The organism is Brevibacterium sp. p3-SID960 (assembly GCF_025144725.1).
GTDB lineage: Bacteria > Actinomycetota > Actinomycetes > Actinomycetales > Brevibacteriaceae > Brevibacterium.
In genome coordinates this window covers 23,740-34,658 of the sequence record NZ_JALXKS010000036.1, presented here as the reverse complement: position 1 = coordinate 34,658, position 10,919 = coordinate 23,740, and the positions used below count along the sequence as shown (strand labels likewise).

6 protein-coding genes and 1 tRNA gene are annotated in these 10,919 nt (G+C 65.6%); 4 read left to right on the top strand and 3 right to left on the bottom strand.

Features of this window, described 5'->3' with window-relative positions; genetic code table 11:
- Window positions 1-234 precede the first annotated feature (234 nt).
- Window positions 235-1,425: an IS481 family transposase gene (locus M3B11_RS10755; RefSeq protein WP_259877447.1), complete on the top strand. Its 1,191-nt coding sequence runs from the start codon at window positions 235-237 to the stop codon at window positions 1,423-1,425.
- A gap of 113 nt (window positions 1,426-1,538) precedes the next feature.
- Here M3B11_RS10755 and M3B11_RS10750 read toward each other — a convergent pair.
- Window positions 1,539-1,611: transfer RNA gene (locus M3B11_RS10750), tRNA-Ala, on the bottom strand.
- 257 nt (window positions 1,612-1,868) lie between these two features.
- Between M3B11_RS10750 and M3B11_RS10745 the strand changes: the two genes are divergently transcribed.
- Together M3B11_RS10745 and M3B11_RS10740 are read left to right on the top strand one after the other, a co-directional pair.
- Window positions 1,869-3,086, top strand: a complete 1,218-nt coding sequence (locus tag M3B11_RS10745) for an alpha-hydroxy acid oxidase (protein ID WP_170274645.1) — start codon at window positions 1,869-1,871, stop codon at window positions 3,084-3,086.
- Between the two features lie 215 nt (window positions 3,087-3,301).
- Window positions 3,302-6,028 (top strand): cation-translocating P-type ATPase, encoded by a 2,727-nt coding sequence (locus M3B11_RS10740; protein ID WP_259877446.1) that lies wholly within the window; start codon window positions 3,302-3,304, stop codon window positions 6,026-6,028.
- 85 nt (window positions 6,029-6,113) lie between these two features.
- Here M3B11_RS10740 and M3B11_RS10735 read toward each other — a convergent pair whose 3' ends face one another.
- Both M3B11_RS10735 and M3B11_RS10730 read right to left on the bottom strand, forming a co-directional pair.
- On the bottom strand, window positions 6,114-6,935 hold the full coding sequence (locus M3B11_RS10735; RefSeq protein ID WP_259877445.1) for an SDR family NAD(P)-dependent oxidoreductase: 822 nt from the start codon (window positions 6,933-6,935) through the stop codon (window positions 6,114-6,116).
- A 123-nt stretch (window positions 6,936-7,058) separates the two neighbouring features.
- The gene (locus M3B11_RS10730) at window positions 7,059-10,535 is read right to left on the bottom strand and encodes a DEAD/DEAH box helicase (RefSeq protein WP_259877444.1); all 3,477 of its coding nucleotides are present in this window, start codon (window positions 10,533-10,535) and stop codon (window positions 7,059-7,061) included.
- On the opposite strand from M3B11_RS10730, the gene M3B11_RS13415 reads away from it, so the two are divergent.
- Entirely contained in the window at window positions 10,490-10,816 is a 327-nt protein-coding gene (locus M3B11_RS13415) for an amidohydrolase family protein (RefSeq protein ID WP_396121559.1), read from the top strand. The genes M3B11_RS10730 and M3B11_RS13415 overlap by 46 nt on opposite strands.
- The last annotated feature ends 103 nt before the right edge of the window (window positions 10,817-10,919 follow it).

Below are 10,919 nucleotides of genomic sequence, written 5' to 3'. Positions count from 1 at the left end.
GGCCGGCAGACACCACTGACACGCCGAACCCATACACACATTTTGAGCATTAACCCGAGACTTCACACTTGTGGAGCTAAGGGTGTCCGGTCTCACGACATAGTTGACACTCTGCGGCCTGGTTGAACGCGAGTGATAGTTGACAGGTGTCTCGGGACATCCTTGACACTTCGCCGGAGGTGATAGTTGACAGGTGTCTCGGGACATCGTTGACAGTCTCGGCATGGTCAGAGCATGCGCAATCATAAGAATCTGGTCATTGTCCGATCTGTTATCGATCACGGGATGAGCGTTGCGGCAGCGGCGAAGAAGTTCGGTGTCTCCCGGCAGTGGATCTATCAGCTCATTGCCCGCTATCAAGCATTCGGGCCTAGCGGCGTGCAGCCGCGCAGTACCGCCCCGCACAGCCGGCCGATCACCACCTGTGAAGCAGTCCGGGAACGGATCATCAACCTGCGTGATGAGCTGACCGCTACAGGCAGCGAAAACGGTGCAGAGACCATCGCCTGGCACCTGCAGCAGGAAGGTCTCCAGGTCCCGTCTAAGGCCACGATCCACCGGGTGCTTAAGGACGCTGGCCGGGTCACGCCCGCCCCGCACAAGCGCCCGAAGTCCAGCTACCGACGATTCGCTGCCGAGTTGCCAAATGAGATGTGGCAAACCGACATCACACACACCTTGCTCAGTGACGGCAGCCGAGCTGACATCCTCGACTTCCTCGATGATCATTCCCGCTATCTGTTAGGCATCCGCGCGTTCCTGCCCTGTACCGGTGCTGACGTTGTCGCCGTGATGGACGAGCTGATCAGCACCTTCGGCCCGCCAGCAGCCACCCTCAGCGATAACGGCTTAGTCTTCACCAGCCGCATGACCGGCCGGCCCGGAGCCAAGAACGGTTTCGAAACCCTGCTGGCAGCCCACCACATCAAACAGAAGAACGGCAAACCCGGCCACCCACAGACCCAGGGCAAGATCGAGCGCTTCCACCAGACCCTGAAGAACCGCCTACAGGCCCGCTACAGCCCACCAGCATCCCTGGACCAACTCCAGCAACAGCTCGATGCCACCCGGCACTGGTACAACAACGAACGCCCCCATCGAGCTATCGGCATGCGTACACCCCGGCAAGCTTACGAAGCACTGCCCAAAGCCAGCCCTGCCACCACTTCCCAGATCGAGTACCGCACCCGCGTCGACGCCGTCGACAAAGACGGCAAAGTCACCGTCCGATACGCCGGAAGACTGCGCCATCTAGGCATCGGCCGAGCCCACCGCGGACGCCTAATACTCATGCTCATCCACGACATACTCATGCTCATCCACGACCGCGACGTCATCACCAGCGACCGCACAACCGGCGAAATCATCGCCTACCACCACATCGACCCAGCCAAGAACTACCAGCCCAAACGAGACACCCTGTAACGAACCCCCAGCCCAGACACGACGAAGGCCCCCAGGGTTTTCCCTGAGAGCCTTCCTCGTTGTCAACGATGTCCCAAGACATCTGTCAACTATGTCCCGATACAGGACACTTGTGGAGCTAAGGGGAATCGAACCCCTGACCTTCTCATTGCGAACGAGACGCTCTACCAACTGAGCTATAGCCCCAAGCCGCCGTCATCTGGACGGCGGTGACACCAGTACTTTACTCCCTCCCACCAACTGCAGCCAAGATGGCAAGGGTCGGGGGCTGCGAAACGTACCGGTGGGCGTTCTCTGCCCGATATCTCGGAACACCGCGCCTGCCAGCTGCCTACGCGGCTAGTGTGGGAAAACAGCAGACGCCAGTCCGCCAGCGCCGGCGGCGTCTGTGCGATGATTCCCAGCGGCAGCGACGGCCGACAGTGACGAAGACAGGTGATGGCATGAAGATCTCCGAGGCGCTGAGTTTGGTGCGCATGGGGCGTCCCGAGCTCAACCGAGTGCAGCGCTTTCGCGCCCGCTGCCGCACGGTCGCCGACGTCGAGGCGGCCGCCCGCCGAGCGCTGCCGCGGCCGGTCTTCGATTACATCGCAGGTGGAGCCGATGACGAGGTGACGCTGGCGGAGAACGTAGGCGCTTATACCGCGTGGCGTTTTCAGCCGCAGGTGCTGCGCGACGTCGCCGAGGTCGACCTTTCCACCGAGATCTTCGGCCGCCGGTCCGTGCTGCCGTTCGGGCTCGCGCCGACCGGATACACCAAGATGATCGCCTCGGCTGGTGAACCCGCCGTCGCTCGTGCCGCCGCCGATGCGGGGATCCCCTATGTGCTCTCGACGATGGCCTCGACGTCGCTGGAGGATCTGGCTGCCGTGCCGCCGGCCGGCCGGGCGGACCGGTGGTTTCAGCTCTACGTGTGGAAGGACCGCGGCCTTACCGCAGGACTCATTGCACGTGCCGCAGCCGCGGGCTACCGGGTGCTCGAAGTCGCTGTTGACACCCACGTCTCCGGGTTCCGCGGCCGGGACGTGCGCAACGGCCTCACCATCCCGCCGCAGCTGACCCCTGGCGCGCTGCTCGACATCGCCAGTAGGCCCCGGTACTGGACGCAGATGCTCGCCCACCCGATGATCGAATTCGCCAATGTCGCCGGATCCGATGCCGGGTACACGATTGAGAACATCTCCCAGCAGTTCGATCCGAGCCTGGACTGGGACACGCTGGCCTGGATTCGGTCGCTGTGGGACGGCCCGCTTCTCCTCAAAGGACCCGTCAGCGCTGCCGATGCACTGCGGGCGCAGCAGCTCGGCGTCGACGGCGTCCACCTGTCCAACCACGGCGGCCGGCAGCTTGACCGCTGCGTCGTCCCCCTCGACCTCGTCCCTCTCGTTCGGGCCGCGGCCGGGGAAGAGTTCACGATCCTCGTCGACTCCGGGATCCGACACGGCACCGACATCGCCGTCGCACTCGCCCGCGGCGCTGATGCAGCATTCATCGGCCGACCCTACCTCTACGGTCTCGCGGCCGCCGGCCAGTCGGGAGTCGCCCATGTCATCGACATCCTCCGCACGCAGCTCACCCGTACCCTGCAGCTAGCGGGAGTCGCGACTGTCGACGAGCTGCGCACCCACGGCCACGAGCTGCTGAACCCGACAGGGCGATGACGCGACGGCACCGCCCGTGGTGCGCTCAACCGGTGCTCTCGCCGGGCCCGGAGGTCACGCTGAGGCTGCTGCGATCCTCCGCCCAATCGCAGAACGCATCGAGCGTCTCGAAGATGGCCGCCTCTGCGTAGTGGTCAGGTTGCCAGGGCGCCCATTCGGCTAAGGTCACCGGCCTCCCGCGGCGCTTCAGCTCCCAGGGCGGTTAAGCTCAGGCCATGAGCTCTTCTCTGCTTGACGACTGTGCCCTCAGTGATGCTCACGCCCGCACAGCCGCAGACGTCGTCTCTGCACTCGACACCTCGGCGACCGCCGGACTGACGCAGGCCGCAGCCGCTGAGCGGCTCGAGCGCTGCGGTCGCAACGAGCTGGCCGCAGCGCCCTCAGAGCCGATCTGGCGGCGGGTGCTCAGGCTGCTGAACGAACCGCTGACCTACCTGCTGCTGGCGGCGATCCTCGTCTCCCTCATCGCCTGGGCCGCCGAGGGCCGGCACGGGGCGCCGATCGACGCGATCGTCATCGCCGCGGTCGTTGTGCTCAACACCGTCATCGGCTTGGTCCAAGAGCTCAAAGCCGCTGATGCGGTCGCCGCACTCAAGCAGATGACCAGCCCCACCGCTGCCGTCACCCGATCCGGGCGCCCCCAGACCGTACCTGCTGCAGACCTCGTGCCCGGCGATCTCCTCCATCTGAGCGAAGGCGATGCGGTGCCGGCTGACGCTCGCCTGCTCACCGGCAGCCGGCTGATGGTCGCCGAAGCCGCGCTGACCGGGGAGTCCGTGCCCGTGCACAAGCACACTGAGCCCGTCTCAGCTGACACGCCGCTGGCCGATCGCCTGTCGATGGTGCATGCGGGCACCGCTGTCACACAGGGCGGCGGCACGGCCGTCATCACCGGCACCGGCGCCCGTTCCGAGATCGGCCGGATCGCCGGCATGATCTCCAGCGCTGGTGAGACCGACACGCCCCTGCAGAAGGAGATGGCGGCAGTCGGCAAGATGCTCACCATCGCCGTCATCGTGATCGCGCTGGCCGTCATGGCCACCGTCTACCTCACCACCGCCGATCATTCGACGGCTTCCCTCGTGACGATCCTGCTGTTGGGCGTCTCACTGGCCGTGGCTGCGGTGCCCGAGGGACTGACGGCGATCGTGTCGGTGATCCTGGCGATCGGCGTGCGCCGGATGGCCTCCCACGAGGCGATCGTCAAGCAGCTCGACGCCGTCGAATCGCTCGGCTCAGCCGGTGTGGTGTGCACCGACAAGACCGGCACCCTGACGCTCAACCAGATGACGATCGACCAGGTCATCACCGCCGACGGCCGCCACCACATCTCCGACCCTCAGGCCGCTGGGACCCTGGAGCTCGGCTCGATCGCCTCGAACGCCCGGCTGACTGCCGATGGCCCGATCGGCGACCCGACCGAAGCTGCGTTCCTCCTCGCCTGCGCTGACGCCGGCATCGCCGTCCCGCAGACCCTCCGCTTCGACGAGCTGCCGTTCTCGTCTGAGCGCAAGCGCATGTCCGTGCTCGTCGCCGGCGACACCGGTGACAGCCGGCAGCTGGTGATGAAGGGCGCACCCGATGTGGTGCTCGACCGCTGCACCCACGTGCGCACGGCAGAAGGGGACGTCGAGGCCACCCCCGAGGTGCTCGAAGGTCTCGATGAGGAGGTCACCGCACTGGCCGGGGAGGCCTACCGGACACTGGCCGTGGCCGCGCGCGAGGTGCCCGCCGCCTCGGGCGCGGGGGAGAATCCCGAGGTGAGCCTGGGTGAGGAGATGGAGCACGGGCTGACCTTCGTGGGCATGGTTGCAATGATCGACCCGCCCCGGCCCGAGGCGAAGGCGGCGATCTCGCAGGCCCAGCAGGCCGGGATCCGGGTCATCATGATCACCGGTGACCACCCGCTGACGGCCGAGCGGATCGCCGCAGACCTCGGCATCGACGACCCGAAGGCGCTCACCGGCGCGCAGCTGAGCGAACTGACCGACGCGCAGTTCGCCGAGGCGGTCGAGACCACCTCCGTGTTCGCTCGCGTCGACCCGAGCCACAAGCTGCGGATCGTCGAGCACTTGCAGGACCACGGTCACGTCGTGGCGATGACCGGCGACGGTGTCAACGACGCACCGGCGCTCAAGCGCGCCGACATCGGCGTGGCGATGGGCATCACCGGCACGCAGGTCTCGCATGATGCGGCGACGATGATCCTCGCCGATGACAATTTCGCTTCGATCATCACCGCCGTCAAACAGGGCCGCGGCATCTACTCCAACCTCAAGAAGGTGCTGCGCTACCTGCTGTCGTCGAACATGGGCGAGGTGTTCACCGTCTTCTGCGGAGTCGTGTTCGCCTCTGTGCTCGGCCTGGTCCAGGCCGACGGTGCGGTGATCCTGCCGCTGCTGGCCACGCAGATCCTGTGGGTCAACCTTGTCACCGACTCCACCCCTGCGCTTGCGCTGGGCGTCGATCCGGTCGATGAGCGGGTGATGACACAACCGCCGCGCCGGCCCGATCAGCGTGCGCTCGACGGCCGCGAATGGGCGCGGATCCTCAGCACCGGGTTCGTCATGGCGGTGCTGTCGCTGCTCGCCTTGGATGCGTGCCTGCCCGGCGGGCTCATCGCCGGAGCTGACGATGCGGCCACCGGCCGGACGGTCGCCTTCACCGTGCTTGTCGTCCTGCAGCTGGTGAACACGCTGTCGGTTCGGCATGCGCACACGACGATGTTCGCCGGCCTGCTCACCAATCATTGGCTGTGGCTTGCGCTGGCCGCCGGCCTGCTGCTGCAGCTGCTTGTCGTCTATCTGCCGATTCTCAACACCGCGTTCTCAACGGTGCCGCTTGACGGCCAGCACTGGCTGCTCGTCATCGGCTGCGCGGTCGTCTTCATCATCGTCGAAGAGCTGCGGCGGGCGGTCGTGCGGATAGTCGGGCGGGGCTGAGTCGGCTCGCTGCTCACGTACTGTTGGCAAGACAGCTGCCGCACCAGTGCGGTTCGGCAGCTGTCCCGAGGTGCGGGGGAGGAGCTCAGACCCCGGCCCAACCGCCGTCGCTGGCGATGATCGCCCCGGAGATGTTGGTGGAGTCGTCGCTGAGCAGGTAGGTGATGAGCGCTGCCTGCTGCTGTGCAGTCGAGGGCAGGCCCGGAACGAGGCCGAAGTACTCCGGCAGGCGCGCGGCAGCGAAGTCAGAACCGAAGTTCACCTCGATGCTGGTGGCCACACCACCGGGACACACCGCATTGAAGCGCAGGCCCTCCTCGGCATACATGAACGCACTGTTCTTCGTCAGCCCGTTGAGTGCATGCTTCGAAGCGGTGTAGGCGGCACCGGCGGCCGAACCGCGAAGACCAGCCTCGGATCCGACGTTGACGACGTTGCCGGCTTTCTGCGGCAGCATCACCCTCACGACCGCACGGGTGAGCTTCATGACGCCGGTGACGTTGACGCGCATGACGGCATCCCAGATGTCGTCCTTGACGTCGTGGATGGGGGAGAAGTCGTCCATGATGCCGGCAACATTGGCCAGACCGCCGATGCGCTCGCCGGCAGCGTCGACGATCTTCGCAACGTCGCCGTCATCACTGACATCACCGGCGACAGTCGTGATCGCCAGCTCGGATGCTTCCTGCTCCAAGTCTGCGAGCCGGTCGGCGGAGATGTCGCAGGCGATGATCTTCCCGCCTTCGCGGGCGATGCGCAGGGCGGTGGCACGGCCGATGCCGGCTCCTGCCCCGGTGACGATGACGGTCTTGTTCTCGAAGCGGCCGGGGGTGATCTTCTCGTCCCACTGCTGCACCTGCGGTGCGTCGGTGGCCTGGGTCTGCTGGGTTTCGGGTGCGTCGGTCATTGGGCGTCCTCCCTGGGGCAGTCGTAGCCATGAGCCGTCTCGCGCAGTTGCGCGATGCATCGATCGACTGGAAACCATCGGGGGCGTGGACCGGCTCACACACAGTCTATCGAGAGGCTGTGCCTAGTCTGTCGGGGCGAACAGCTCGCGGACATCCTCGGCAGTCAGCGCGGTGCTGAAAGCGCGTCCATCATCCATGAGGGCGTCGAAGAGCCGGGCCTTCTTCTGTTGCAGGGCGAGCACCTTCTCCTCGATGGTGCCGGCAGCGACGAGCCGATAGACCATGACGTTCTTCGTCTGCCCGATCCGATGCGTGCGGTCGATCGCCTGCGCCTCGGCAGCAGGGTTCCACCAGGGGTCGAGGAGGAAGACGTAGTCGGCCTCTGTCAGCGTCAGCCCGAACCCGCCGGCTTTGAGGCTGATGAGGAACACCGGTGCGGTGCCGGAGCGGAATCCGTCGATGACCTCTCCGCGGTTGCGGGTGCTGCCGTCGAGATAGGCGTAATCGACGCCAGCTGTCTTAAGCCGCTCGGCGACCAATCGCAGGCACGAGGTGAACTGGGAGAAGACGATGATTCGGTGACCTTCGCTCAGCACCTCATCGAGACCGGAGAAGAGCGCCTCAAGCTTGCTGGAGGGCACATCGGCATAGTCGTCGCTGACGATCTGCGGTGACAGGGCGAGCATCCGCAGGAGGGTGAGCGACCGGAACACCGTCATGCGGTGCTTGTCGAGATCGCCGACCATGCCGAGGACCTTCTTGCGCTCACGCTGCAGGACGAGGTCATAGAGTTTCTTGTGCTTGGGTTCGAGCGGAATGTGCAGTTCGTGCTCCTGCTTGGCCGGCAGTTCTTTGGCGACGAGATCCTTGGTGCGCCTGAGCATGAACGGTCGCACTCTCCGACGGAGCCGCTCCAGGCGAGCCTGCCGTCCGACGTTGAGACGCTCCTGCACCGCCGCATCGTCGTCCGCAGAGGTGAGGACACCGGGCTCCGGTGACAGCGCGGCACCCTTCTCGATCGGCTTGACGTACTCCTCTTTGAATTTCACCGGTGAGGCGAACAGCCCCGGTGCTGTCAGGGAGAGCAGCGACCACAGATCCGTCAGCGAATTCTCCATCGGCGTACCGGTGATCGCGAGCGTGAATGGCGAGCGGACGTCACGGGCGACGCGGTAGGTCTTGGCGGCCTGGTTCTTGACGAACTGTGCCTCATCGAGGACGAAACCGCCCCACGGAAGCGCTGTGAATTCCTCGCCGTTGATGCGGAAGATCGTGTACGAGGTCAGCACGACATCGGCGCCGGCAATCGCCTCGGCAACCGGCTGTTTGCGTTTGTGCGTCGTCGTATCGAGCACTGCCACCCGCAGATCCGGGGTGAAGCGGGCGGCCTCAGCCTGCCACACTGACACCACCGATGATGGGGCAACGACGAGGAACGGCGGTTTCTCCTCACCGGCCTCAGCAGCTCGCGCGCGAGCGTGAGTGATGAGGGTCAGGGTCTGCAGCGTCTTGCCCAGGCCCATATCGTCGGCGAGGATCCCACCGAGGCTGTGCTCCCACAGAAACGCCAGCCACCGGAACCCATCGAGCTGGTAGCCGCGCAGCTCGGCACGCACCCCGGCCGGCACCTCGGGAGCGGGCAGCTCCTCAAGGGCACCGAGCCGGCCGATCGACTCCTGCCACTCACGTGCCGGGATCGCCTCATCGGCAAGCTCGGCGAGATCATCCCAGATCGAGACCTGGTGGCGGCTGATCTTGGAGCGCTCCGGCTCCCATTCGCCGAGCGCTTCGGCCTCCTGCAGCAGTTCGCGCAGCCTGTCGAAGGCCGGATGGTCGAGGGAGAAGAACGTGTTGTCGACAAGCTGCAGATGCGACTTGTGCTGGGCCAGGGCGGCGAACAGAGGAGCGAACGGAACCCTTTTGTCTTCGATCGTGACCTCGAAGGCGAGGTCGAACCAGTCGCGGTCCTCGGTCGCCTCGGTTGTGACCCGCACCTGCGGGGGTGAGGTGAGCTCGGTGTAGTCGACGCGCTCACCGCTGATCTCAACGACGACTTCAGGATGGTCCTCAAGACGCGGCAGCACCCGCACTGCGAACTGGGCGGCCTCGATACCGATCAGATGCTCGTCATCGACGGTAGCGGCCGTCGGCCAGATCCGCCGGACCTCCTCGAGTACTGCGAGCTCGAGCTCCGGTTCTCGGTGGTGCCAGCGATTGTGAGCGATCGGAAGGCGGCGTCTGGGCCCGTAGTACTCCCACGACCACATCAGCAGCAGAGACTGTTGGGGTTCGAACACAACCTCCACGTGCAGGCGCGGGTCCCTGAACTCCGGCAGTTCTGCCGAGGCATCGTGGCTGGTGAGCGTGGCCAGGCCCCGCAGCTCGGGGAGGAACTCGGTGAAGAACACCTCGGCGTCGTCCCCGGGGACACTGAGCGTCGTGCGGGAGGCGAGCATCTCACCGAGCGGTTCGGAGACTGGGGTGGATGTTTCGGCCAGGGTCAGGCGGAGGGTGTTGCCCGGCAGCCGGTCGATGAAGGCGATGGCATTGTCCCCGATGCGGAACACGTTTTCGGGTACGGTGCCGGCGACGTCGATGAGAGCGGAGAAGGCGTAGCCGCCGGGCTGGCGCACGACGTCGACGATGACGTCGGCGGTTTCGATCGTCTTCTCCGTTCCCGAGGCGGTGGTGAGGGTGAGTGGGGAATGTGAGCTGACGACCCGCACTTCGGAGACGACGCCGTGGCCGGTCAGCGCGATGCCGGTGTCTTGAGCGCGGGCGAGCAGCAGCCAGACGAGGGAGGAGTCGAAGGCAGAGAATACGGCTGTGTCGGGGTCGCTTCCGTAGGTGTAGCTGCGGGTGGTGTTCTGAGCGTGCAGCTGGCTGAGTACCGCAGCGTGGTCACGGCGGATCCCGGGTGGGTCGGCCAAGCCGCGGGTGAAGTTGCGCCAGCCGAGCCCGCCTTTGATCCAGTTGTTCCGAGCACCCCGGCGCAGCGGCCGCAGGGTGATGCTGAGGCTGCCGAGGTCGAGGTCAGAGAGGTTGACGACATCGGCGTTGGCGAGCGGGCTGCGGTGGCGGCCGTGGAACCAGCGGCTCGTGGTGGTGCGCTCGATGTCGAAGCCGATCGCCAGCGGGCTGTCTTCGGGACGCGCAGCGTGTGCGCGGCGTCGGACCTGCAGCTCTGTCAGCACCGTACGCCAGTCGTCGGGGTGCTGAGGGGTGGCGGCCCGTGGTGGCATCACATGTTCAGGGCCCGTGTGCGGGCTCGGTATCTCGTCGCTGTCGCCGTAGTCGGCGATGGAGTAGAGGACAGCGCCGACGTGCTTGCAGTCGAAGCCGACGGGGCAGCTGCAGTCGCCGCTGGCCGGTTCGAAGCAGCCCGGCTCACTCAGCGCAGCCTTCGTCAGGCGGATGACGACGCGGTAGATGTTCGAACCGCTGCCGACGACCTCTCCGCTGAGCGTCGACTGCTCGGCATCCCAGCTCACGCGGCGCACGCGCTGGTCCTCGGCGTAGTCCCGGCCGCGCTCGGCCATGACGTCGGTGAGGTATTCATCGACATCCGGGGCGAGGACGCGCGGCAGCTTCGAGATCACGGAACCATCGTGCCACGAAGCGAAGACATCAGCAGGGTGAGTGCGACGGATCGCTGGCTGCAGACATCTTCTCCCTGCCAGACCGCGGCCGTATCGCGCCGGGCAGAAGTGCCGACCTCGTCATCTTCGACGCCGAAGATCTCAGCGACCTCGCGACCTTCGATGACCCGACGCGTGCACCGTCGGGCGTTCACGCTGTGTGGGTCGGAGGCGAACAGGTGGTGAAGGATGGTGCTTACCTGGGGCGGCGAAACGGCACGCTGCTCAGCGCCCGTCACTGAGATGGAGAATACCAGTTGATCTCAGAATCCAGATCAACCCCTCCTGATCTGGATTTCTTGATCATGCTGGTATGATCCGGTTTATCCGATCAATTCGGTGCGA

Excerpts from the sequence above, each read along its gene's own strand:
- M3B11_RS10755 (WP_259877447.1), top strand. The coding sequence starts at position 235 with ATGCGCAATCATAAGAATCTGGTCATTGTCCGATCTGTTATCGATCAC.
- M3B11_RS10745 (WP_170274645.1), top strand. The coding sequence starts at position 1,869 with ATGAAGATCTCCGAGGCGCTGAGTTTGGTGCGCATGGGGCGTCCCGAG.
- M3B11_RS10740 (WP_259877446.1), top strand. The coding sequence starts at position 3,302 with ATGAGCTCTTCTCTGCTTGACGACTGTGCCCTCAGTGATGCTCACGCC.
- M3B11_RS10735 (WP_259877445.1), bottom strand. The coding sequence starts at position 6,935 with ATGACCGACGCACCCGAAACCCAGCAGACCCAGGCCACCGACGCACCG.